This is a genomic window from Halomarina halobia (genome assembly GCF_029338575.1).
In the GTDB taxonomy this organism is placed as follows: Archaea; Halobacteriota; Halobacteria; order Halobacteriales; family Haloarculaceae; genus Halomarina; species Halomarina halobia.
Window position 1 is genome coordinate 929,187 of record NZ_CP119993.1, and the last position, 22,690, is coordinate 951,876.

Consider the following 22,690-nt stretch of genomic DNA (forward strand, 5'->3'; position numbering starts at 1 on the left):
GATGCGCGAACTCAACCTCGTGGAAGCGATCCGCGAAGCCTTCGACGAGGAACTGGAGCGAGACGACGACGTCTACATCGCCGGTGAGGATGTCGGCGAGTTCGGCGGTAACTTCGGCGAGACGCAGGGCCTCGTCGACAAATACGGCACCGAGCGCGTCCGCGACACGCCGCTCTCCGAGATCGGTATCGCCGGCCACACCATCGGTGCCGCACTCGCAGGCCTCCGTCCTGTCGCGGAGCTTCAGTTCTCGGACTTCGCGGCGACCGCCGGCGAGGAGATGATCAACCAGATCCCCAAGATGCCGTACATCACCGGTGGACAGGTGAAGCTACCGTTGACCATCGTCGCACCCGCGGGAGCGGGTATCAGAGCAGGGGCGCAGCACTCCCAAAGCGTCCACGCTTGGATGGGCCACCAGCCCGGGTTCGTCGTCGTCACGGGGACTACCCCGTACGACACGAAGGGACTTCTCAAGAGCGCGATTCGCGACGACAATCCGGTCTTCTTTCTCCCGCACAAGAAGCTGATGGGGGTGCGAGGCGAAGTACCCGAAGAGGAGTATACACTCCCCATCGGCGAAGCGAGCGTCGAGCGTGAGGGCTCCGACGTGACTGTCGTCGCTACGCAACTGATGTACTACCGGGCTGTCGAAGCGGCCGATCAGTTGGAGGGTGACATCGACGTGGAGATCGTAAACCCGCGGACGTACGCACCGCTCGACCTGGATACCATCGCGGAGAGTGTTCAGAAGACCGGCCGGATCGTCGTCGTCGACGAGACACCGCTTCGCTATGGAACGCAAGGATACATCGCCAACGAAGTCACGTCGAACAACTTCTTTAGCCTCGACGCGCCGCCGAAGACTGTCGGGGTGAAGGACGTCCCGATTCCCTTCAGCCCGGCCCTCGAAGACGAGGTGATCCCTTCCGCCGACGAGGTGGTGGACGCGATTCGAGCGGCGTTCTAACTACCGTCCGTATTACGGTTCGCCCCGTTGAGTTCCTCAATGGCGAACCCGGGATACTCGATGTAGTCCGCCAGGCGAGCGAGGAAGGCTCCGGTGTCTGCTCCGTCGAGCACCCGATGGTCAATAGTGAGACTGAACGTGATGGCCTTCTCGAACCGTACCTCACCGTTGCGCTCGAAGGCTGCGGGCTTACGCCGCCCAATGGCCAGTATGGCGACCTGCGGCGGATTGATGATGGAGTACGAGACGTCAAGGTCGAACACGCCGATATTCGTCACGGTGAACGTCCCGTCGGTGAGGTCCTCGCTCGTGTGGTCGTCGTTGAGGACACGCCTGACCACGGCCCGCCGTTCCTCGGCCAGCGCGAAAATCGACTTCTCGGCGGCGTTTCGGACGACGGGGACGACGAGACCCTTCGGTGCGTCTACGGCGTAGCCCACGTTGATCTCCTCGACGAGTTTGTGAGCGTCGTCCTCGAAGAGAGCGTTGAATTCAGGGAAATCTCCGAGCGTCCGGACCACCGCGGCGAGGATGAGGTCGTTCAGCGAGATGTCCTCGGAGCGTTCCTCGTCAAGTCGCCGTTTTACGCGGAGGAGCTGTTCGATGGAGATATCCCGGGTTCCCATGACGTGCGGTTTCTCTCGGGCGCTTCGTGCGAGTCGGTCAGCGATAGTTCGGCGAGTTCCGGTGAGCGACCGCCGTTCCGTGATGGTCAGTCCCCGTTCACTCCGTTCGCTCGCTCGCTCGCCCTGTTCGCGGATGTCGTCCTCGGTGACGGCACCCTGCGGTCCCGTCCCTTCGACTGAGGAGAGATCGACGTCGCACTCCTTGGCGATCTTCTTCGCTCGGGGCGTGGCCTTCACGTCGGCGCTTCGGTCCACCGACGCAGTACGAGTCTCTTCGTCGGAGTCGGTCGGCTCGATGGTGGCCGCCCCGTCGGTGGCATCTAGGTAGTTGTTCACGTCTGCCTCGGTGACCACTCCCTGGGGGCCGGTACCGTCGACGGACTCTAGGGGGACGCCCTGCTCTCTCGCGTGCCGCTTCGCTCGCGGCGTGGCTTTGACGTCCGCTTCATCCCGATTAGGGCCGTCGGACTCCCCTCGGTCGCCGGCCGACGTCACCGTCTCCTCTTCGGACAACTCGACCGCTTTCCGGTCGACGTCGCTCCCCCGCTCCAGAAGGTCCTCGTAATCGGGGACAGTGTCACCTTCCTCGCCGACGACCGCGATGGGTCTGCCGGGTTCGATCGGGACGACGTCTCCCTCGTCGAGGTACGTCTCCAGGAGGATGCCGCTAGCCGTCGCCGTCACTTCAGCGGTCGCTTTATCCGATTCGAGCACCGCGATGACGTCACCATCTTCGACGTGCTCGCCGGTGTCGAACTCCCACGCGATGAGTTCGCCTTCGTCACTGATACCCAGCTTCGGAAGCGTGATGATTTCGACCATGTTTCTCAGTTCTTGTCTCGCCGCATCTGCTCTTTCAGTTCGGTCCGTCTGATCTTCCCCGTCATCGTCTTGGGGAGTTCGTCGACGAATCGGATATCGCGGGGATATTCGTGGGCCGCTAACTTTTCTTTGACGAATCGCTGGATATCGGCTTTCAGGTCGTCATCTAAGGGGGCACTCTTCGAAGGGACGACGAATGCGACGATGATATTCCCGCGCTGTTTGTCGGCCTTCGGGACGACGGCCGCCTCCGCGACCGACTCGTGGTCGACGAGCGTCGACTCGATGTCGAAGGGACCGATCCGGTAGCCGGCGCTGAGGATGACATCGTCGGCCCGACCCTGGAACCAGAAGTAGCCATCGTCGTCCATCTCCGCTAGATCGTCGGTGAGTATCCAGCCGTCGCGGATCCTCTCGGCTGTCTCCTTGTCGCGATTCCAGTAGCGTTGGAACGAACTGGGGAACTCGCGGACGGCGATCTCACCGATCTCTCCCTGTTCGACTTCCTCGAGCGTCCCCGGTTCGACGAGTTTGACGTCGATACCGGGATACGGTCTGCCCATGCTGCCCGGTTTGACCTCCATGAACGGGAAGTTGCTCACGACAGTCCCATACGTCTCCGACGTCCCATAGCCATCGAGAATGGGGGTTCCGAATCTCTCCCTGGCCCATTCAATAACTGGTGCGTTGAGTGGTTCGCCGATGGAAAGCATGTTTCGGAGATCGATGTCCTTGCCTTCGAATAACTCGTCGCGATCTTTCAACATCCGGTATGCGGTCGGAACGCTCCAGAGGACGGTGATTGGATAGTCGTTTAGTATGTTTACCCACATCTCAGGGTCGAACTCCCCGGCGTAGATGACCACGGGGACCCCCCAGAACCAGGCCCCTAACATATTGAGGCCTGTGAGCCAACCGGGGTCAGCGGTCAGCCAGTAGAGGTCGTCCTCCTCGAGGTCCGCCGGCTGGTCGAGGAAGGCCGCGTTGCCGAGCGCAAAGCGATGGCCGTGTACGACGCCCTTCGCGGGGCCCGTCGTCCCCGAGGTGTAGTAGAGCAGCGCCGGATCTTCGGGCCCCGTCCGGACGGTCTCGAACGTCTCGTCTGCACCCTCCACCAGCTCATAGTAGTCGACGTGATCACCATCATACCCGACGTCATTCCGGTCGACGACGACGATATCCTCGATCGAGTCGATGTCGGCGGTCGCCTTCTGGATTTTCTCTAGGTTCGCCGGTGTCGTGAGTATCGTGTCTGCCTCGCTGTCGGCGAGACGGTGGTTTACACCGTCGACGCCGTACCGCTCGTTGATCGAACCGAAGATCGCACCGGCCTTCATCACTCCCAGCATTGACGCGTAATGCTCCGGAATACGGGGAAGGTGGGTGAACACGCGACTCCCCTCGCTGACGCCCAGTTCGGTCACCGCGTTCGCGAACTTGTTCGATTCGCGGGTGATCTCACCGAAGGTGTACGGCTCTTCGGTTCCGTCTTCGTCAAGCCAGATCAGGGCCACGCGCGATCGGTCGTCCCGGTGCTTGTCGACCGATTCGTGACCCATGTTCAGTTCCGTTCGACCGTCCCAGTCGCAGGCGTCCCGGTACTTATCCCACGAGAACTCTTTGCGTAAGTCGTCGTACGTATCTACCCTTTTCATAGTCCAGTATGGCAATCTCTTGCGCCTTCCACTCTCTTACCTTTTACTACCATACCGCGGTTATGTCACTGGGCGGCGTACCCACCGTCGACGAGAAGGTTCTCGCCTGTGATGAAACTCGCGGCATCGCTTAGAAGGAACACTACAGCATTCGCGATCTCATCCGGCTCACCGACTCGTCTCATCGGGGTCCGGCGTTCCGCGTACTCGCGCGTGCCGTCATGTGTGTCGTTTCTGAACAGTTCCGTGTCGGTAAATCCCGGAGAGACGCTGTTTGCACGGATGTTTTGGTCCGCGTAGTCGACAGCTATCTGTCGGGTGAGTGCGATGACGCCCCCTTTCGCAGCGCTATAGGAAAACGTATTCACGAGGCCAACGACGCCGGCACCGCTTGCAATGTTGACGATAGCGCCACCGTCCCCTTCTAACATCCGCGCAACGCCAGCAAGACAGCCGTGATAGACGCCCGTAAGATTCGTCTCGATTGATTTCGCCCAGTTCCCCCGCTCGGTATCCGTAAGCGAGAACGACTGAGCGAACCCCGCGTTGTTTACGACGGCGTCGACCCCGCCGAACGTTTCGCCCGCCTCCACCGCGCGTTCGAGGTCGGTGTACTCCGTGACGTCCGCCTCGACGTACGTACACCGTTGTCCACGCGCCTCGACTTCCTCGACGGTTGTCCGTCCGGATTCTCTCGGCTCTCTACGTATGTCGGCGACTACGACGTTCGCACCACGATCAGCAGCTGCGAGAGCGATGGCGCGTCCGATCCCTGCGCTCCCGCCGGTTACCAGAACCGTCCGTGAGGAGAGGTTCATAATGCGTCGTTCGGACCCTCTTCTCAATAAGTGTTGAGTTCGCCGTCGTACCGTTGACGGTCGGTTCACGGTTCACCGAAGTGTCGAAGCTATCGAAATCGGCATCTCTTATTCCATGTTTTCACTCATATGAGACAAATAGATAACGAGGGAAATGTCTCGATGCATTCGATAACGCTGAAACGGGTGTACATTTAGGCGGACTCACTGATTCACGAATCCAGCGGTGCACTGACTCTCGACCGAAAGCCGAAATATCGTAATTCGAGGAGGTGAGAGGCAGGACGGTGAGCAGCCGTCTTTTCGACGACGTCGAATTGATGTCGAGGACAGTGCTCACTCGGCCGACTCGCCGGCAGCCATCGACCTGCCCCCGATTGATTCAATGTCGAACCTTGCCGTCACAAGTGTACATATGTGATACGATTACGAACCGTTCGGTCCTGAGGTCGTTCGTTCGCTGACGGTTCCAGCCATGGGGTGCCGCTTACGAGTAGCCAGACTTCTTCGCTCCCTGACAGGGTGTGGTTCTTCGACAGCATCGAAAATATCTTCGCACTCGGCTCGCTGCGCAGACAGGTGAAAGATTTATGCGGAGCCCCTCGTCAACATACAACAAACACCATGACACGAGGGGAAATTAAAACTACCAAATCGGTTTTCGGCATCATCGAAGCGATCAAGCGCCTCGACGGTGCGAGTATTTCAGAAATTGCCGAGCAGACGGGTCTCGCACCGAGTACGGTCCACAGTCACGTATCGACACTCGAGTCGATGGAGTACCTTCGACGAGACGGCTACGAATACAATGTTGGCTTACGGTTTCTCGACTTTGGAATCCACGCGAAAGACCAGTTGGCGGTGACGAGCGTTACCCAGCCCGCGCTGGGCCAACTCGCGGACGATACGGGTGAATCCGCGTGGATCATCGTCGAGGAACACGGGTGGGGGATTAACCTCGAGGGGGCGACGGGCGACCGTGGCGTTCGAACGGCCGAGCGGGTCGGATGGCGCACCTACCTGCACGTTCACGCGGCAGGAAAGGCGATTCTCGCGCACCTCCCAAAGGAGCGCGTCGATCAAATCATCGACCGGAGGGGGCTTCCGCGACTGACGGCGAGAACGATTACCGACCGTGAGACGCTGTCCGAGGAGTTGGAACGGACCCGCCAACGGGGCTACGCGCAGGACCGAAGCGAGGGCATCGATGGACTTAGCGCCATCGCAGCACCTATCATCGTCGATGATATCGTCCACGGGTCGGTGACAGTGGCCGGGCCAGCGAACCGAATGAAGGGCTCGAAATTCACCGAGGAAATCCCGGATGCCGTACTGGGTGCAGCGAACACTATAGAGTTGAAACTGACGTACTGATAGCGCCCGTTCGTTTCTCTGGCTACTTGTCTCGCTGTTCGAGCCGTTCGCGTTGGATCTTTCCGGTTGTCGTCGTCGGGAGCTCGTCGAGTATTTCGATCTCTCGGGGATACTCGTACTGGGCGAGGTACTCCTTGACGAGGCGCTGGAGCTCTGATACCAGGTCGTCCGACGCGTCGTAGCCGTCGGAAAGCTGGACGTACGCCTTCGGAACTTCGCCGCGCTTCTCGTCCGGGATTCCGACGACACCGGCCTGTTCGACGGCGTTGTGCGTGCAGAGCGACTCCTCTATTTCTTCGGGGCTAATCCGGTAGCCTGAGCTGATTATCACGTAGTCCTTCCGGCTGACGAAGCTGAAGTATCCGTCCTCGTCACGGCGGGCCAGGTCTTCGGTCAGCACCCATCCGTTCTGAACTTTTTTACCAGTTTCCTCCGGTTTTTTCCAGTACTCCTTGAAGCAAACAGGATCGTTCTCGTACTTGACGCCGATTTCACCCACCTCTCCCCGCGGTACCGTTGGTTCCCCGGTCTCTGGATCGAGAATTCGAATGACGTGGCCGGGGCCGGCGAGACCCATTCGACCGGGACGGACCTCCCCCAGCGCCGAACAGTTGGAAATCAGCATGTTCGCCTCCGTCTGTCCGTATCCCTCGTGAACGGCGACATTGCCGAATGCGTCGGACGCCCACTCGTACGTGGAGCTATCTAGGGCTTCCCCGCCGCTCGCGATAACTCGCACGCTGTCGAGCGAATACCGGCGCGCGGGCGATTCGATCCCCTTCATCATCCGTAGCGCGGTGGGCGGGATGAAGGCGTTAGTCACCTCGTACTCGTCGATGAGTCGGAACGCCTTCTGGGGATCAAAGCGCGTTGCGCTGTATGCCAGCGCGGGACGCCCATAGAACCAGGCCGGGAAGATGATGTCGAAGACGGCGATCCACGACCACTCCGAGGGCATCCAGTACACGTCCGACTCCTCGATCGTCATGTTGCAGATATCGAAGACAAATAGCGGCAGATGGCCGAGGAAGAATCGATGGGCGTGACGAACGCCCTTCGGTTCCCCGGTCGTCCCGCTGGTGTAGATGATAACCGCGTCGTCTTCGGCGGCCGTGTCAGCGTTTTCGAATGAATCGGGCCGGCCGCGAAGCGCCTCCCAGAACTCCCCCTCGCCATCCTCCAGGACTACGTCGCCGACGGTGAGGACGAACTCAAGCGTTCCGAGGTCGTCCTTGACCTCCCGGAAGGGGTGGATGGACTCCTCATCGATGACAACCCCTTTTACTCCGGCGTCGTCGAGTCGGTAGCCGATGGCTTCCGGGCCGAACTTCGTACTCAGCGGGACGGGGACCGCGCCCACTTTCCACGCGGCGATGTAGGTGAGCGCGGTTTCAGCTTTCTGTGGACCGCTCAGACCGATGCGGTCGCCTCGGTCGATTCCCAGCTCGGTCAGATAGTGGGCTAGCCGGTTCGCGGATCGTTCCATGTCGCGGAACGTCAGCGTTCGCCGTCCGCTGTCCTCACTGTCGGCGAAGAGGGCCACGCGACCGGGATCGTCGGCCCAGCGGTCGCACACGTAGTCCGCAATGTTGAATTCATTCGGAACTTCCCACTCGAACTCCGACATCAGGTTCTCGTAGCTATCCCACTTCCGTTCATGGAAATGGTACGCATCGAGGCGTGGAAATTCGACCATATTCGGATGCTCACTAGGTGTCACCTTCACCGTGATATAGTTATGTGAGAACCGGGCAGTCAGTCCGAGGGTTCACAGGTGAGTTTTAACTCGGTCGGCGGCGACTCACCCCATGTCAGACCTCCTGGTCGATACTGTGGCGACGGTCACGGGCGGTTCCAGCGGAATCGGTCGTAGCACCCCGCTCGAATTCGCGGCTCACGGAGCGAGCGTCGTGGTCGTCGACGTTCAGGCGACCCCCCAGGAAGATGGAACGCCAACCGATGACCTCATCCGCGAGCGGGGCGGCGAGGCGACGTACGTCAAGTGTGACGTGACGTCCACTGACGATATCCGAATCGCTGTTGACGAAGTAGAGCGGTCGAGAGAATCGACATCATGGTCAACATCGTCGGTATCAGTTCCGCCATGCCACTGTTCAAGTTGACTGAGGAATAACTTGGCAGGACAACGGTCGTCAACGCCTAGGGAGTCTTTTTCGAGGGTGCAAATTATCGCTGAACGGATGGTTTAATATCAGAGGGTACCAGTGTCAACACCTTGAGCGAAGCGGGCATTGTCGGTGTCGGTACGTTCGTCCCGTACTGTGCTTCGAAAGGGCCGTCAAGATAATGACCTACGTAGCCGAACCCTTCGAATTCGATGGTATCCGCGTTAACGCGATTCATCAAGGTCTCGTCGAGGCAACGATGACGACGGAAGACGCCCCACAAGTTGGGAGGCCCGCGACGAACGGACGCTGCAGTCGATTCCCTCCTCGCGGTTCGGACAACCGGATGATGTCGCTGACGTCGCAGTATTTCTGGCCAGTGACCTCTCAGGGTACGTGAACGGCGAATCGATCGTGGTCAATGAGGGATTGTTGGACACCTCCAGCGGGCCGTTCGCCTCGGTCAGGCTGCGGCCTCGCGAGGCGCGAGTGAAGTAGTCGACGATCCCCGAAGAGGGGATAGTATGCCCCGTCCGAGGATCTACCTGTCGGATGATTGTTCGAGGAACGAAAGCATCTCGTCGACGAATTGGTCGGACTCGAGCATGGGGTAATGGCCGATCCCCTCCATCGTCAGCAGTTGACAGGAGGGAAGTGCGTCGGCCGTCTCTTCGACGTACTCCCTAAGGAGAAAGTAGTCGTACTCGCCGTAGACGTAGAGCACTGGACAGGTGATTTCGTCGGCGCGCTCGCGGACGTCGTGCTTATTCCACGCCGTCAGATCGGCGTGGGTGACCTCCTGGATGGCGTGCTGATGGAAGAACGCGTGTTCTTCTACGCGCTCTCGAATGGCATCCTCCCCGTGACAGTGGATGGATGCGTGGTGGTAGAACCGCTCGAACGCGGGCATCCCACTCGCCGTCTCCATCATCGCGAGGAAACCTTCTGGGTACGTCGGCGTTCGAAGTGCTCCTTCGAGGCAGACGACACCGGTCAGCGAATCGGCGTGGTGTGCGGCGAGGTCGAGGACGACATCGCCCCCGATTGAACAGCCAGCGACGACCGGAGCATCGACCCCGACGGCGTCAGCAAACGACCAAACGAACTCGGCTATAGCGTGCATATTGGCCAGGTGACCGTCCGGATGGGGAAGCGACTTGCCGTGGCCGGGCAGGTCGAGCGTGTACGCGTGATAGCCGTTCGCGCCCAGTTCGGGCAGTACGTATCGCCACTCGAGAGAATCGGCCCCGGCAGTATGGACCAGGACGACATCTTCCCCGTCGTCTGGCCCTGTCTCCTCGTAGAACGTTCGAACTCCGTCGATGGCGACGTATCCTGCGGTAATCCCGTCGTCGGCCATCACTCACCACCTCCCGAAGCGATGACGATATCGCTGCCCGCCTGCAACCGTAGACAATCCACTAAGGCGTTGATACCGTCGATGAGTCGGGTCGACTCCAGAACATTCCCGGAGAAGACGAGCTTCCCCAAGGTTTGTTGCTCGCCGAACGGATTGTGATCGGCGGTCAAAAGGCGCTCCCACTCCTCCGATGGCCCGGAGATGGTGAATGTGGTGCCGAACTCCGCCTCCTGGTCGAGCACCTCGATCACTCGACCACGGTAAATTTTCATCCAGATGGTCTGATCGCCAACCTCGAGGCGTATCGATCCGTCGAAATGACGCATCGACTGTCGGAATTCCGGGTCGTCCTCGAGGACCTCCGTGAACTCACGGAACCACTCTAGCGAAGGGAACGTACTCATGCGATTACACCCAATGTATTGTCGGGCAGAGAGTATTTAAAGCTGCACATGCCTCCCCTGGATCAGACGCCAGGAGTCCCCCTGCCGTCAGTCGCATCGGCACTCTCATCTCCGATGGAGTCCTACGAGGTGAGGTACTTCGAGGTGTTCGAGCACGGGGAGCAGACGGACGATGATCGGTGTTCAACCGCTCCTGACGGGGAGATGGGGCTGATGCGGGATTCGCGTCCGACGTCACCGCGCAATCCTTCGCCGTCGTTTCGAGTTCTCGGAAGGCACCGTTCGATACCCCGGTAATACTACTACTGTTGGGTCTGTTCATGCGAAAACTATAATACATATATCTATAAATGGTGTGCTATGCCACCGACTCGCAGAGAGGCTATCAGTGCCGGTACCGCAGGGGTCGCGGCCCTGGTTGCCGGTTGTACTTCCAGCTTTGGGAGCGGTTCTTCGGATAGCGGTCCCATCAGATTTGGGCTTACCACCTCGCTATCGGGGTCGAATGCGAGTCTTGGGACGAACTACCTCCGAGGGATCGAGATTTGGATCGATCGGATCAATGAGAACGGCGGGATTCTCGACCGAGACGTCGAGTTGGTCCACTACGACGATTCGAGTAGCTCAGATAATGCGCTGAACCAGTACGACCGACTCGTTAATCAGGACGATGTCGATCTGCTTATCGGCCCCTTCGGGAGTCCGATCAACTACTCGGCGGCCAACGCGTCTTCGAAGCACAACACGCCGATGGTGACTGGTGCTGCCTCCGACCCGGGACTGTTTGAGCGCGGACTCGAGATGTACTACAGCACCCAAGCACCGACCACTATGTACGCTCGCGCCTTACCTCGGTATCTCACGGAGGAAGTGGACTGGTCGAACTTCGACACGAGTGCTCCGGAGACCGCCGCCGTCATGTACACGGAGTCGGCGTTTACGACAGACATGGGCAACTCGGCCATCAAGAACTTCGAGGAGTTTGGAATCGAGGTAGTGAGCGACCAGAAGCATCCAGTGGACCAGAAAGACTACTCGAATCTCATCAGTCGGGTGAAACAAGCCGACCCTGACTTACTCGCGGTCTACGGATTCCCTGAATCCGAGGCGACGTTCGCAGATCAAGCCCGTTCCGCAAACCTCAACGTGAAGTTTCATTATCAGAACTATAGTTCGAACCAGGTCATCACGAAAACGCTCGGCGAGCGAGCGAACTACATGCTACACGGTTCCTGGTGGGATCCCAGATACGACTACCCAGGCGTCGATTACCTCACGGAGGAGTGGGAGTCTCGCCATCCTGATGTTCTCGTCGGGATGGCGTCGGCGTACGGACCGAGCGCAGTGCAGGCGTTCAAAGCTGCCATCGAAAACGCCGGGACGGCCGACGCCGACGCTGTGAACGAAGAACTTCAGAATCTCGATATCGAAGGAGTGATGGGCCGAATCCAGTTCCACGAGAACGGGTACAACCCTCACCACCGCGAAAACGAGGCAGTCCGTCAGTGGCAAAACGGTGAGCCTGCGTTGCTCGCGCCGACAGAGTTCTCGGACGGTGAACTGTGGGCGCCAGCGCCGGTCTGGAACGAACGCGATTCGGCACCCAACTAATTTCCCATGGTCGATATCAGCGCAATATCGCAGGTTCTCGCTGGAGGTCTCCTGTTGGGCGTCCTCTGGGGAGTCGTCGCGCTCGGGTTGAATCTCATTTTTGGCGTAATGCGGGTCATCAACCTGGCTCACGGAGAGTTCCTGATGCTCGGCGCGTTCCTTACACTCGAACTCCAACTTCAGTTCGGAATCCATCCGTTTATCGGCATTTTCCTCTTGATCCCGGTGTTCTTCGTGCTCGGTCTCGTTACCCACTACCTAGTCATCGAGCGCATCATCAAAACGGAGAACGCCGAACTCATGTCGCTCCTGGCGACGTTCGCCCTCCTATTAATCATGCAGAACGTCGGTCGGGCGATCTGGTCCACGGACACGGAGGCAATACAGGACGAGTTCATCTCGCAGACGGTGAATGTGTTCGGCGTGGGGGTCTCGTACGCTCGGGTGTTCTCGATCGTTGTCGCTATCGTCACCATGGTGTTGCTGTACGTCATCGCGACGAAGACGGAGTTCGGGTACGCGATGCGCGCTACCGTTCAGAACCGACAGATGGCTGAGGTCGCGGGTATTAACACGCGACGCGTATACTTCATCACGTTCGGCATCTCGGTTGTCCTTGCAGGGCTCGCTGGCTCGATGGTTGGAATGATATACCCGTTCACCGTCAACGTGGGATTTTCCTTCGTCGTAATGGGGTTCCTCGTCATTGTCTTCGGCGGAATGGGGAGTTTCGTCGGGGCGATGGCCGGCGCGCTCGTACTCGGCATGATCGGGTCCACTGGGGCCTACTTCTTCGGCTCCGGCGCTCGAGACTTGATCTTGCTCGGTATCCTCGTCGTCACGTTGTTCGTCAAACCGGACGGTGTGTTCGGGGAGGCGCGGGTATGAGCCTCGATCTCGTCTTCAGACCCCGGAAAAACGATCGACGGTGGGCCGTCGTCGGTCTGCTCCTCTCGGTATTCGTACTGGGTGTTCCGTTCATCTTCAACTCGTACGTGAGCGGGTTAATGTTCTCAATTCTGATGTTCTGCATACTTGCTAGCTCCTGGAACATCCTCTCTGGGTATTCCGGCTACATATCGTTCGGCCACGCTGCCTTCTTCGGGCTCGGCGCGTATGCGACGGCCCTCCTCGTCATCAGAACGGGAATCAATCCGTTTCTCGCTATCCTCATCGCGGGTGTTGTGACCGTTATCGGATCGCTACCTTTGGCGACGGCGACACTCCGACTGGACGACGTCCAGTTCTCCATCGTAATGTTAGCCTTCGCGGAGATACTGCTCGTCGCCTCGCAGACGTTCGAGGGGCTCACCGAGGGAGTCAGAGGACTGGCGTTACCGATTGGCGATTACGCGCTGCTGGTCTACGTATCTATGTTCCTCCTGTGTGTCGTAACCGTCCTGACGTCGTATTTCATCTCCCGTTCACACATCGGGCTGGCACTTCGGTCCATCCATGACGACGAGGACGCGGCGGAGGCAATGGGCGTCAACACGACCCGGTACAAGGTGCTGGCGTTTTCCGTCAGTGCGTTTTTCCCGGGACTCACAGGGGGAATCGCCGCCATCTACTGGACCTATATCAACCCGTCGACGGTGTTCGACCCTATACTCTCGGGGGAGATGATGATCATGTCGGTGCTTGGCGGGATGGGTACCGTAGCGGGACCCCTTATCGGAGCTACGGTTCTCACACCCCTCGGAGCCGAGACGCGGGCTCAATTCCCGTTCTTGCACGGGCTCGTCTTCGGTGGGCTGTTCTTGCTCTTCGTATTGACGATGCCTGAAGGGGTAGTGAACAGGGTTATCAACATCCGCAGCAAGAAACAGAGCGCCACGACGAGATCTCTGCGGAAGAGTTCGGATCCGCCGGAAACGGTTAGTCAGGAGAAAATAGAGGTGAAAGGCGATGAGTAGTTCAGGGACTCTCACGTCGGGTGACCGACTACTAGATTGTGGAGGAATCCGAAAGGAGTTCGGCGGACTAGTCGCCCTCGATGACGTCGACCTCCATATCGACGACGGGGAGATATGCGGTCTAATCGGGCCGAACGGAGCCGGAAAAACGACGATGTTCAACGTCGTATCGGGAGCGATCAAACCGACGGCCGGTACGATCCGGTTCCGGGGCGATGACATCACGTCCCTCCCCCAGCACGAAATTTGCCGACGGGGCATCTCGCGCTCGTTCCAGACGCCCAGACCGTTCAAGAGTCTCTCCGTCCTGGAGAACGTTTTGGTCGGTCAACGGTTCGGAAACGGGGAGTCGAATGTGGAACGGGCGTACGAGGTGCTCGAACTCATGGACCTCAGACACCGCGAAGCTGACTCGCCCGGGGATTTGACCATCGTCGAACAGAAGCGACTGGATCTCTCACGAGCCATCTCGACGGCTCCCGACCTTCTCCTGCTCGACGAGATAATGGCCGGATTGAACCCCGCCGAAACGAGAAACTTTCTCGATCTCATCGACCGACTGGGAGAAAACCGAAGCGTATTCGTCATCGAACACGATATGAAAGCGATCATGGATATCTCCGATCGGATCGTCGTCCTTGAGAGCGGGGAGAAAATCGCTGACGGTCCTCCCAGCGAGGTCGCAAATGACGACCAAGTGGTCGCAGCGTACATAGGGGAGGACGCCGCCGAATATGCTTGAACTTGATAACGTTTCGACTGGGTACGACGATGTACAGGTGCTCTGGGACGTTTCGCTCCGTGTTGAGGTGGGCGAACTCGTCAGCCTCCTTGGCAATAACGGCGCCGGTAAGACGACCACCCTTGGGGCGATCATGGGAATACTACCGCTCTTCGGGGGCGATGTTCGGTTCCGTGGCGAGTCGATCACCGAGGTATCAGTGCAGGATCGCTCTGGACTCGGTCTCACGATCGCCCCAGAGGACGACGCCGTGTTCCCGGATATGACCGTCAAGGGGAACCTTCGGGTCAGTGCGTATGGCGTCGATAAAGAGGAACGACGTCGCCGACTTGAGCGAGTGTACGACCTCTTTCCTCGTCTGCAGGAACGCACCGGACAGTACGCCGACACTCTCTCTGGAGGGGAGCGACAGATGTTAAATATCGGGTCGGCACTGATGCGCGATCCCGACATGCTCCTCATCGACGAGCCGTCCCTTGGGCTGGCGCCCATGCTTGCCGACGACATCCTATCGGAAATAGAGAATATATCCAATCAGGGGATGACTGTCCTCCTGGTGGAGCAAAACGTCAACAAGGCGTTGAGTATCTCGGATCGAGCTTACGTTATGGAGAAGGGGCAGATACGTCTCGAGGGCCGGGCGAAGGACCTCATGAACGACGAAAAGGTCCGTGAGTCGTATCTCGGCATCTGATCGCTCTCCGTTCCGCCCACCCTTTCAGTTCGGTCGTTCGCATTTAGTTCGTGTGGATCGCTCTACCCAGCGTGCTCTCTGCGGCCTCCGACACCGCCTCCGACAACGTCGGGTGACCGTACACCGTGCCTGCGAGATCTTCGAGTGAGGCTCCCATCGACATCGCGACGGTCGGTACTGCGACCAGCTCTGAGACCTCTGGTCCGACGAGTTCCGCTCCGAGGACGGTGCCGTCTTTCGCGCCGATGAGCCGGACGAACCCGTCGGGATCGGCGCGCGTCAACGCTCGACCATTCGCGCCGAATCCACACTCTCCGACGACGACATCGTGTCCCTTCGTTCGGGCCTCTTCAAGGGTGAGACCGACGGTAGCTATCTCTGGGTCGGTAAAAACGACGGTCGGAATCGGACCGATTTCCGATTTTTTCCCTGAGAGGGCAGCCGCTACGACCTTTCCCTCAGCGCTAGCTGCGTGGGCGAGCATTGGGTTCCCAGCGACGTCGCCGATCGCGTAGATCCCCTCGACGCTCGTCTGGCCGCGTTCGTTCGTTCGGATAAATCCAGCCTCGTCGAGCTCCACGTCAGTCGCTTCGAGACCGATGGTATCAGTCACCGGCTCCCGACCGATCGCGACGAGTACCTGTTCGCTTTCGTACCACCGTTCTTCACCGTCTACCGATGCGTGAACGCGTACACCGTGCTCTGTGGACTCGTACCCCTCGACGCGGTGATTCACGCCGAACTCGATACCGAGTTCGGACGCACGTTGCTCGACCGGTTCGGTCAGATCAGCGTCGTAGGTCGGTAATACCGACTCCAACGCCTCGAGAACGGTAATATCCACTCCGAGTTTCGCGAGCGCTGTCGAGATCTCCATTCCGATGTACCCCCCACCGACGACGACCAGGTCCCTCGGAAGCGGGTCCAACTCAAGGACGGTCCGTGAATCGAGGACGCTCTTGTCGTCGAATGGAAATCCGGGAAGTTCGATCGGGCGACTACCGGTGGCGATAATACACTCCTCAAACGTGAGCTTGTCGGGTCCGTCGCCGTCGATACGCAGCTCCATGTCGCTTGCAAATGAGGCGCGCCCGCGAACGAACCGAACGCCGTGACGGACGCAGAGCGATTCTACGCCGCCAGTCAACTGGCGGATCACGCCGTCTTTCCAAGCGGCCAGTTCGGCGGTATCGACGAAGGGTTCTCCGTAAATTCCTCGCGAGCGACTGTGTCCTAAGCGATGAGCATCTTCGGCTCCTGAAATGAGCGCCTTCGACGGAATACATCCATAGTTCAAACACGTTCCTCCGTACGTATCCTCATCAATGAGGACGACATCTCGTCCGTACTGTGCAGCGCGGATTGCAGCGACGTAGCCTCCCGGACCGGCACCGACAACTACGAGGTCGGCTGCGTCAGTCTTACTGCTAACCATCTGTGCAGTAGACCGTATTTGGAACGACTTAGAGCTATCTCTCCCGTCAGGATACACCAACTGAAAGGCTCGATCGAACTCCGGGATCCGCCGAGAGGGCTCGGCGCTATTGGGGCTCCAAAGCCTTTAACCGGTCAGTCACATCATTAAAATAGTCGCCGTCGCTGGTTGCTATTCGTATCCCGAAACAACCGTTCTGACTGCGACGAACTTGAACTTCGTTCTCACTCCGTCTGGATCGCATTCGTCCAGATCATAGCTATTTGTTCTCCACCCTTAATGAGCGGTTATGCGTGGCGCCGTCTATCACGGAAAAGGCGATCTCCCATTGGGATCGTCTCAACTCGATCGTCCGGTCAACTGACGTCAGTATCGAGGTCGCGCACTGCGGAATATACGAGTCGGATGTCCACAAGTACCAAGCAGATCCGACCGCGATTCCAGCGTATAAACCCCCATACCCGGCGAGACACCTCCATAGATCATAGAATACGAGTTCAGCGGAACCGTCACCGATGTCAACGCCGAGGTTGCGACATTCGAACCCGGAAACCACGTTACGGAAAATTCCGCCATTTAGTGCGGCGACTGTCTATTTTCGGTAGGAAGTTCGATAGGGCTTTCTGGCTGGGGTGGCGAGCTTGCAGAACGAACGGTCGTTCCAGAACCACCGGTCGTTCCAGTTCCCGATAACGTGAGTTTAAAACACGCTACGCTCGCTGAACCCTACGCCGACCCTCTACACGTAGTTCGTTGTTCGTCCCCTCTGGTCGGCAATAACGCCGGTTTCGGAGCGGGTCCCATCCATTGGACTAGGCGTGAATTATCGTTGAATGTAGTGATTCTCCGTTTTATCTCTCGAAAGATACGTTCGACGGCACTCCGGGTTCGATGGTACTCGTATCTGAGATTGAGACTGTGCCGTCGGGGCCTACAGATATACCGTCACTTTAGAGGGCCAAACATCACAGTGTGATACATCACCACGGTTTCGGAGCACGTGGAATACCGCTCAGTTAATAGTACTTCCACGTCGCCCGAGACGATGCCGTACCGCCGTGAGATCCCGGTAGAGTGAGACGGCGACAGTGAGTACGGGATAGGTCCAGTCGCCCGGGCCGTCCGCATACAGGTACGTACAGAGATCATGGCCGTCGGTGTATCGGGAGACGACTCGCTCCTGTATCTCCTGTTGACGCGCGTCGATGAGCTGGCGACACCGCTCGGTGAGCTCGGCGAGCAGCTCACAGGCGGTATTGCGGCCCCTAGATGTCACAATATCCAGCTCATCGAGGTGGGCGAGTTCGGTAGCGATGGCGTCTCCCTCACGGTAGGCCTCATCGAGCGCTACCTGCTCGGCATCAAGCACCTCGAGGAACGCGCGACGATCCTGGATGGCGTGGGCCACGCTCGCGATGGCCGCCTGCAGGACCGCTCGTGTGAGCAGTCGTTCCTCCTTGACCGCCGTTGCGAGTTCTGGCCCTAATTCGGCGGCGAGGTTCGTCATGAGCGATTCGCCATACACGCTCGCGTAGTGCTCCACCGCGAGCACCGTCTCCCGATAGGCAGTGCGCACATCACGAGTCGTGGCTACGCCTGCGTGAGCTCGCGATCGATCGCGAAGGGAGGGGGCTGTGAGCGGTGACTGGGACGGTACTGGTACCGGGTCGAGGGCGCGCACCCGCTCGGCGAACGTCTCGAACGCCGTTCGTTCAACATGCACCTGTGCGTACTCTTCCGTGAGCAGGGTGCGGGCAGAGTCGATCGGGGTGAGTGACGGGCGAGGCATACGGAATCCGTGGGGACAGGCGGCGGGCAGGAAGCGACGCTCGAGAGCTCGGTGAGCGCACGACCTGCCGGTGCGGTTTGTAGGCGAAGAGAGGGACGCAATGTGCATCAAGGTTCGCCTATCGTCAGCGCTGTCCGGTTAGACGCGATGCGTAACGGGTCGTCGTTCCGCTCACGAGACGCACTCATCGCGTCAGATCACTCAAGTCCACGAAGACACTCATGGTAGAGTTAATTCTAATTACTCGATTATCTAGTGGCGGCGTCGCGTAACTGAGGCCGTCGCTCGACGAACAAGTGCTAGCGGGACCGACGGGATTCGACGAACCCTCGGTACGTGACCGACGGGAAGTACATTGCTCGAGAACACACGCGTCTGGTGACTTGTGTTTTTGCACGCATACTGCTTGTCTGCCGTCCCGTGGACGCCCTGGCCCACTCACGGACGCAGCACTGGATGACGGAGGTCGCATCGATCATCTCAGTACGGTGAATCTCATTTTGTCCTTCCCGCAAGTACGACACCCGTCGCTTCGACGCCCTGACCTCCGATCTGCCACAGGTACGTCCGATTGCGTGCTCGTTCACTCGGTCTCCGGTGTCGAACGGCCTGCACCGACTGCTCATACTGCGCATGTGCCGAGAACGAAGATGTGTGCGTTGCAGGATTCAGTCGCGTCAGCGAGAGAATCGGCCTGTCTCAACGCGCCCCATCCGCGGTACTGCTCAGGAGCGGCGAACCCCCACAGAGTGGCGTACCGCGTCGATTCTCGACTGGAGGCTACTAGCTGATTCACCTCGTAACGCTGTGCCCGACGTGTCGCCGTGGCGCATATCTTGTCTAGCGCCACGTCTCAGACACGGCCGGTGTCGATGGTGTCGCATTTATTTCGAGTAAATACTTTCGACGCATTTGTGAATGATTTCCTGACTGGATTACGAGCCATCCGGCGTCTGGAGCTGTCGTGTGATACGTGCAATGTCTATTTCACTGACCACAAAGCAGATGCCAAGGGGGGCGAAACGGCAGGCGTCGGCAGTCAGCGATCGGACGGCCGCCGATACGAGCCGTCTCGATCACTTAGCATGACCCGAGGGAGTCGACGGCTGGTCCCCACACTCGCTCGGAGTCCGTCATGCTACGGTGCTCCCCGCGCCCGGTCATTGACTCACCCCGATCGCGGCTCCCCGATGGGGGCTGTCGACGTGCCCTCCGCTCCTGCGTCGGCACGTAACACGGCACAGTCGCCGTGAAATATCATCTTACCACCAATGAGTCCTCGTTGAGTGATCATTCGGAGCAGAGGAGGCTCCGGTTAGTACTCGTCATACACCGGTCATAGAATCTCTTCGTTGATGTCTGGTGTGAGAGCGAGACGCTTGTGATCGTTGTGCGGGGCAACGATCTGGGTGACTCTGTATCACCTGCTTAACAATATCCTCGTCTCAACACTAGGGGCGTGTGAGTGCACATGACACTGTTTGAGCTGACCGGGTTCCAGCGCGACTTGCTGTACGTGATCGCGGGCTTCGACCAGCCGTCGGGACAGGAGATCAAAGCTGAGTTGGAGGCCCATACTGGCCGCGAGATCACGCATGGCCGCTTGTATCCCAACCTCGATACGCTCGTGAATCAGGGCTACGTCGACAAAGGCCAGATCGATCGGCGCACCAACTGGTATGCGCTCTCCGAGAACGGCCGAGAGGCCCTCGTCGAGCGCCACGAGTGGGAAGATAACTACCTGCCCTTTGAAGCAGCCGCCCCGACATAACCAGCCGCTCATCGTCTGCCAAGAGAGGGCATGAACGGATTCGCTCGCGGCCGACAGGGAGTCACAGCGGTGACTCTATCGCTCTCAGTAGTGAGTGCTGGCGAGTGTCTAACGCCGGTTGCGACTGGCTGGCGATTCCCCCCCGAAGCCACCGTCCGTGACGTAACCCTCACGGACACCTACTTTTATTCCAGTAAATACACTCTCGATTCGATTAGAACCGCCTAACTACGAGGAGGAAGACGTGGGAATGGGGCTGTTGCAATTCGGATCCGGAGGGGGCGGCGTTCCCAGTATCCCCACGATGTGCTGTGACGCTCCCTCTCGCCCCACCTGTGTCCGGCGATGAAGTGCATTGGACCGAAGCATCGCCATGCTTCTCGAACAGTAAAGAGAGGCCAACGATAGCTAGTCGGAACGAGCCAGTGACTGGCTACGTACATTCATAGCCATCGCAGCGAGGGAGCCGTCGCGATGGTTAGAGAGAGAGCCGAGTCACTACGACCGGCGCTGTTGCGGTCATTACCATGTAGTGTCAGGTGACCTTCGTCCTCGTGGTGTGACCGATCACCACCCATATCTTTACGTCGAAAAGGAGACTCTTCAGTGATGTAATGTACGATCTGACTGGGTTTCAACGTGATCTGTTATACGTGACTGCCGGCCTCGACGAACCCCATGGCCTCGCGATCAAGGACGACCTCGAAACGTATTATGAACGGGAGATCCACCACGGGCGCTTATATCCCAATCTCGATGTCCTCGTCGAGAAAGGCCTCGTCGAGAAATCCCAGAAAGACCGCCGCACCAACGAGTATACGATCACGCGACGTGGGCGGCGTGAACTCGCCGACCGCGCCGCGTGGATAGACCAGTACATCGATGTCGGCGCGCTGCGCGCACTCGAACAGTAACAGAGACCGGAACGGATTGGTTGACGGCCCGTCGTGATGACTCTCGAGTATCTGGTCGGGGCGAATGTCGCCGCCATTTAGAGACGTGCGGCCACGATCAGCGTGCCGTTTACGGTGCATCAGCGGGCAGTCGGCCAGTCTCACGCCAGTGCCGATAGGCTGTTTCGACGCGCCGCCAGTTGCCATCAAAGCGTTTGTAGTAGGTATTGACGCTGTGGGCGCCATCACGCACCACGTCGTTCGCCCGCGGCAGCCGGCCTAACTCGTTTTCAAGGCGTTTGAGGTCGATGAACAGGTCGAGCGTCGTCAGGGCCATCACGTACGTTCCGTAGTGGGTGGACAATAGAAATACGTAGTGGCTACATGGAATGAACGACCCGGGAGGTGATATAAGCCTGCTATAAGACGCTACACACGCGGTGAGAGCGCAAGGAAAACGTTAATGTAATCGTCCATGATATTACTCAAGATTGCTCGGTCAGCACTGTGTAGGCTCGTCGTGAAGGATAATAGCATCGCTTGGTGCCCAGCTGAGTGTAAGTTTATCGCCCTTACTAAAGCGTTCATCACCAAGCGAGGCGACAAACTCGTGATCAGCGTCGATCCGAACAGTGTAGTCAGTGACACTACCGCGATACACGATATTCGTGATCTCGCCGTCCACAGCGTTTGAGCGGCCATCCCCCGCAACGATGTTCTCCGACCGGACAAAGAACGTCACGTTTTCACCCACTGCGAGCGAGCGGTCTGGTTCCGTGTAAACGACGATTTCGATCCCAGCGAACGAGAGGGTAACCATCCTTTCGTCGCTGCTCGTTATTTCTCCAGTGAAGATATTCGATCCTCGGAAAAACTCCGCGATGAACGCTGTCCGGGGGTGTTCGTATACTTCTTCGGGAGGACCGACTTGAATGACGTTGCCCGCCTCAAGAACGGCGAGACGATCGCTCATACTCAGTGCCTCCTCCTGGTCGTGCGTCACGTACAGGAACGTCGTTCCGAGGGTCTCCTGGATGTCTTTCAGTTCTACCTGCATCTCGCGTCGGAGTTTCTCGTCAAGCGCGCCGAGCGGTTCATCGAGGAGAAGCACTTTCGGTTTGACCGCGAGCGCTCGAGCGAGGGCGACGCGCTGTTGTTGGCCGCCGGAGAGTTCGTCAATAGACCGGCCGCCGAGGCCAGCAAGTGACACGAGGTCGAGTAACTCCGTCACGCGTCGGTCAATCTCGCCCGCGCTGACCCCCTGGAGTTCGAGGCCATACGCGATATTCTCGTGAACGGTCATATGTGGGAACAGTGCGTAGTCCTGAAAGACAGTATGAACGGCTCGGTCGTAAGGTGGTTTGTCGGTGACGTCTGTTCCAGCGAGGCGAATGGTGCCCTCGGTTGGCTGCTCGAATCCGGCGACCATCCGGAGAACAGTTGTCTTTCCCGATCCAGATGGCCCAAGAAGCGTGAAGAATTCGCCGTCTTCAATCTGGAGATCGACGTCCTTGACGGCGGTTACGTCCGCGAATTCCTTTTGAACCCCATCCAAGTCAATAACGCTACTCATGCTCTTGCGTCGCGTTGACCACTCTCGTAGTTATACCTATTTATTATAGTAGTACACAACTGCCCAGAAGCAAATCTGCCGTGTGAGGTTTTCATAACGCTTGTAAGCGGA

General features: G+C 58.6%; 21 protein-coding genes and 1 pseudogene. 11 read left to right on the top strand and 11 right to left on the bottom strand.

Annotated features, from left to right (window positions below; translation table 11 throughout):
• Position 1 precedes the first annotated feature (1 nt).
• Positions 2 to 970, top strand: coding sequence for an alpha-ketoacid dehydrogenase subunit beta (locus tag P1K31_RS19720; protein ID WP_276306067.1), 969 nt, complete (start codon positions 2 to 4; stop codon positions 968 to 970).
• On the opposite strand, the gene P1K31_RS19725 is transcribed toward P1K31_RS19720, so the two are convergent.
• The 3 genes from P1K31_RS19725 to P1K31_RS19735 all read right to left on the bottom strand — a co-directional run bounded on the left by P1K31_RS19725 (position 967) and on the right by P1K31_RS19735 (position 4,891).
• A complete protein-coding gene (locus tag P1K31_RS19725) occupies positions 967 to 2,418 on the bottom strand; it encodes a dihydrolipoamide acetyltransferase family protein (protein WP_276306068.1) in 1,452 nt (483 codons plus the stop codon). The genes P1K31_RS19720 and P1K31_RS19725 overlap by 4 nt on opposite strands.
• A 5-nt stretch (positions 2,419 to 2,423) precedes the next feature.
• A complete protein-coding gene (locus tag P1K31_RS19730; protein WP_276306069.1) occupies positions 2,424 to 4,073 on the bottom strand; it encodes an acetate--CoA ligase in 1,650 nt (549 codons plus the stop codon).
• 65 nt (positions 4,074 to 4,138) lie between these two features.
• Positions 4,139 to 4,891: an SDR family NAD(P)-dependent oxidoreductase gene (locus tag P1K31_RS19735; RefSeq protein ID WP_276306070.1), complete on the bottom strand. Its 753-nt coding sequence runs from the start codon at positions 4,889 to 4,891 to the stop codon at positions 4,139 to 4,141.
• 522 nt (positions 4,892 to 5,413) lie between these two features.
• Here P1K31_RS19735 and P1K31_RS19740 point away from each other — a divergent pair.
• Positions 5,414 to 6,265, top strand: coding sequence for an IclR family transcriptional regulator (locus tag P1K31_RS19740; protein ID WP_276306071.1), 852 nt, complete (start codon positions 5,414 to 5,416; stop codon positions 6,263 to 6,265).
• Between the two features lie 22 nt (positions 6,266 to 6,287).
• Here the strand turns inward: P1K31_RS19740 and P1K31_RS19745 are convergent, their stop codons facing one another.
• The gene (locus P1K31_RS19745; protein ID WP_276306072.1) at positions 6,288 to 7,961 is read right to left on the bottom strand and encodes an acetate--CoA ligase; all 1,674 of its coding nucleotides are present in this window, start codon (positions 7,959 to 7,961) and stop codon (positions 6,288 to 6,290) included.
• Positions 7,962 to 8,073: 112 nt separating this feature from the next.
• On the opposite strand from P1K31_RS19745, the gene P1K31_RS19750 reads away from it, so the two are divergent.
• Together P1K31_RS19750 and P1K31_RS19755 are read left to right on the top strand one after the other, a co-directional pair.
• A complete protein-coding gene (locus P1K31_RS19750; protein WP_276306073.1) occupies positions 8,074 to 8,388 on the top strand; it encodes an SDR family NAD(P)-dependent oxidoreductase in 315 nt (104 codons plus the stop codon).
• Positions 8,389 to 8,700: 312 nt separating this feature from the next.
• Positions 8,701 to 8,889 (top strand): SDR family oxidoreductase, encoded by a 189-nt coding sequence (locus tag P1K31_RS19755; RefSeq protein WP_379794838.1) that lies wholly within the window; start codon positions 8,701 to 8,703, stop codon positions 8,887 to 8,889.
• A gap of 43 nt (positions 8,890 to 8,932) precedes the next feature.
• On the opposite strand, the gene P1K31_RS19760 is transcribed toward P1K31_RS19755, so the two are convergent.
• Both P1K31_RS19760 and P1K31_RS19765 read right to left on the bottom strand, forming a co-directional pair.
• Positions 8,933 to 9,751 carry an alpha/beta fold hydrolase gene (locus P1K31_RS19760; protein ID WP_276306074.1) on the bottom strand — a complete coding sequence of 273 codons (819 nt, stop codon included), beginning with the start codon at positions 9,749 to 9,751 and terminating at the stop codon, positions 8,933 to 8,935.
• On the bottom strand, positions 9,751 to 10,155 hold the full coding sequence (locus P1K31_RS19765) for a hypothetical protein (RefSeq protein ID WP_276306075.1): 405 nt from the start codon (positions 10,153 to 10,155) through the stop codon (positions 9,751 to 9,753). Before P1K31_RS19765 ends, P1K31_RS19760 begins: the two co-directional genes overlap by 1 nt.
• Positions 10,156 to 10,515: 360 nt before the next feature.
• Here P1K31_RS19765 and P1K31_RS19770 point away from each other — a divergent pair, with 360 nt between their 5' ends.
• Genes P1K31_RS19770 through P1K31_RS19790 form a run of 5 tightly spaced genes read left to right on the top strand, consistent with a single transcriptional unit; the run spans position 10,516 to position 15,118 of the window.
• Complete coding sequence (locus P1K31_RS19770) at positions 10,516 to 11,766, top strand: amino acid ABC transporter substrate-binding protein (RefSeq protein WP_276306076.1); 1,251 nt, start codon at positions 10,516 to 10,518, stop codon at positions 11,764 to 11,766.
• A 6-nt stretch (positions 11,767 to 11,772) separates the two neighbouring features.
• Positions 11,773 to 12,654 (top strand): branched-chain amino acid ABC transporter permease, encoded by an 882-nt coding sequence (locus tag P1K31_RS19775; protein WP_276306077.1) that lies wholly within the window; start codon positions 11,773 to 11,775, stop codon positions 12,652 to 12,654.
• A complete protein-coding gene (locus tag P1K31_RS19780; protein WP_276306078.1) occupies positions 12,651 to 13,682 on the top strand; it encodes a branched-chain amino acid ABC transporter permease in 1,032 nt (343 codons plus the stop codon). The genes P1K31_RS19775 and P1K31_RS19780 overlap by 4 nt, the downstream gene beginning before the upstream one ends.
• Positions 13,675 to 14,424, top strand: a complete 750-nt coding sequence (locus P1K31_RS19785) for an ABC transporter ATP-binding protein (protein WP_276306079.1) — start codon at positions 13,675 to 13,677, stop codon at positions 14,422 to 14,424. The genes P1K31_RS19780 and P1K31_RS19785 overlap by 8 nt, the downstream gene beginning before the upstream one ends.
• A complete protein-coding gene (locus P1K31_RS19790; RefSeq protein WP_276306080.1) occupies positions 14,417 to 15,118 on the top strand; it encodes an ABC transporter ATP-binding protein in 702 nt (233 codons plus the stop codon). Before P1K31_RS19785 ends, P1K31_RS19790 begins: the two co-directional genes overlap by 8 nt.
• Positions 15,119 to 15,161: 43 nt before the next feature.
• On the opposite strand, the gene lpdA is transcribed toward P1K31_RS19790, so the two are convergent.
• From lpdA to P1K31_RS22175, 3 genes and pseudogenes are all read right to left on the bottom strand, one after another.
• Complete coding sequence (gene lpdA, locus P1K31_RS19795; RefSeq protein ID WP_276306081.1) at positions 15,162 to 16,553, bottom strand: dihydrolipoyl dehydrogenase; 1,392 nt, start codon at positions 16,551 to 16,553, stop codon at positions 15,162 to 15,164.
• A gap of 825 nt (positions 16,554 to 17,378) precedes the next feature.
• Positions 17,379 to 17,480: pseudogene (locus P1K31_RS19800) on the bottom strand (IS6 family transposase); the annotation flags it as partial.
• Positions 17,481 to 17,565: 85 nt separating this feature from the next.
• A complete protein-coding gene (locus P1K31_RS22175; protein WP_438268326.1) occupies positions 17,566 to 18,450 on the bottom strand; it encodes a DUF7260 family protein in 885 nt (294 codons plus the stop codon).
• A 1,369-nt stretch (positions 18,451 to 19,819) separates the two neighbouring features.
• Here P1K31_RS22175 and P1K31_RS19810 point away from each other — a divergent pair.
• A complete protein-coding gene (locus P1K31_RS19810; RefSeq protein ID WP_276306743.1) occupies positions 19,820 to 20,113 on the top strand; it encodes a PadR family transcriptional regulator in 294 nt (97 codons plus the stop codon).
• A gap of 614 nt (positions 20,114 to 20,727) precedes the next feature.
• Positions 20,728 to 21,027 carry a PadR family transcriptional regulator gene (locus P1K31_RS19815; RefSeq protein WP_276306083.1) on the top strand — a complete coding sequence of 100 codons (300 nt, stop codon included), beginning with the start codon at positions 20,728 to 20,730 and terminating at the stop codon, positions 21,025 to 21,027.
• A gap of 109 nt (positions 21,028 to 21,136) precedes the next feature.
• On the opposite strand, the gene P1K31_RS19820 is transcribed toward P1K31_RS19815, so the two are convergent.
• Both P1K31_RS19820 and P1K31_RS19825 read right to left on the bottom strand, forming a co-directional pair.
• Complete coding sequence (locus P1K31_RS19820) at positions 21,137 to 21,343, bottom strand: homing endonuclease associated repeat-containing protein (RefSeq protein ID WP_276306084.1); 207 nt, start codon at positions 21,341 to 21,343, stop codon at positions 21,137 to 21,139.
• A gap of 162 nt (positions 21,344 to 21,505) precedes the next feature.
• Positions 21,506 to 22,579, bottom strand: coding sequence for an ABC transporter ATP-binding protein (locus P1K31_RS19825; RefSeq protein WP_276306085.1), 1,074 nt, complete (start codon positions 22,577 to 22,579; stop codon positions 21,506 to 21,508).
• Between the last annotated feature and the right edge of the window lie 111 nt (positions 22,580 to 22,690).

Bases quoted from the DNA above. Each gene is read 5' to 3' on its own strand.
- P1K31_RS19780 (WP_276306078.1), top strand. From the start codon at position 12,651: ATGAGCCTCGATCTCGTCTTCAGACCCCGGAAAAACGATCGACGGTGG.
- P1K31_RS19760 (WP_276306074.1), bottom strand. From the start codon at position 9,751: ATGGCCGACGACGGGATTACCGCAGGATACGTCGCCATCGACGGAGTT.
- P1K31_RS19825 (WP_276306085.1), bottom strand. From the start codon at position 22,579: ATGAGTAGCGTTATTGACTTGGATGGGGTTCAAAAGGAATTCGCGGAC.
- P1K31_RS19790 (WP_276306080.1), top strand. From the start codon at position 14,417: ATGCTTGAACTTGATAACGTTTCGACTGGGTACGACGATGTACAGGTG.
- P1K31_RS19815 (WP_276306083.1), top strand. From the start codon at position 20,728: ATGTACGATCTGACTGGGTTTCAACGTGATCTGTTATACGTGACTGCC.
- P1K31_RS19730 (WP_276306069.1), bottom strand. From the start codon at position 4,073: ATGAAAAGGGTAGATACGTACGACGACTTACGCAAAGAGTTCTCGTGG.
- P1K31_RS19750 (WP_276306073.1), top strand. From the start codon at position 8,074: ATGTCAGACCTCCTGGTCGATACTGTGGCGACGGTCACGGGCGGTTCC.
- P1K31_RS19745 (WP_276306072.1), bottom strand. From the start codon at position 7,961: ATGGTCGAATTTCCACGCCTCGATGCGTACCATTTCCATGAACGGAAG.
- P1K31_RS19735 (WP_276306070.1), bottom strand. From the start codon at position 4,891: ATGAACCTCTCCTCACGGACGGTTCTGGTAACCGGCGGGAGCGCAGGG.
- P1K31_RS19725 (WP_276306068.1), bottom strand. From the start codon at position 2,418: ATGGTCGAAATCATCACGCTTCCGAAGCTGGGTATCAGTGACGAAGGC.
- P1K31_RS19770 (WP_276306076.1), top strand. From the start codon at position 10,516: ATGCCACCGACTCGCAGAGAGGCTATCAGTGCCGGTACCGCAGGGGTC.
- P1K31_RS19785 (WP_276306079.1), top strand. From the start codon at position 13,675: ATGAGTAGTTCAGGGACTCTCACGTCGGGTGACCGACTACTAGATTGT.
- lpdA (WP_276306081.1), bottom strand. From the start codon at position 16,553: ATGGTTAGCAGTAAGACTGACGCAGCCGACCTCGTAGTTGTCGGTGCC.
- P1K31_RS19775 (WP_276306077.1), top strand. From the start codon at position 11,773: ATGGTCGATATCAGCGCAATATCGCAGGTTCTCGCTGGAGGTCTCCTG.
- P1K31_RS22175 (WP_438268326.1), bottom strand. From the start codon at position 18,450: ATGCACATTGCGTCCCTCTCTTCGCCTACAAACCGCACCGGCAGGTCG.
- P1K31_RS19820 (WP_276306084.1), bottom strand. From the start codon at position 21,343: ATGGCCCTGACGACGCTCGACCTGTTCATCGACCTCAAACGCCTTGAA.
- P1K31_RS19765 (WP_276306075.1), bottom strand. From the start codon at position 10,155: ATGAGTACGTTCCCTTCGCTAGAGTGGTTCCGTGAGTTCACGGAGGTC.
- P1K31_RS19720 (WP_276306067.1), top strand. From the start codon at position 2: ATGCGCGAACTCAACCTCGTGGAAGCGATCCGCGAAGCCTTCGACGAG.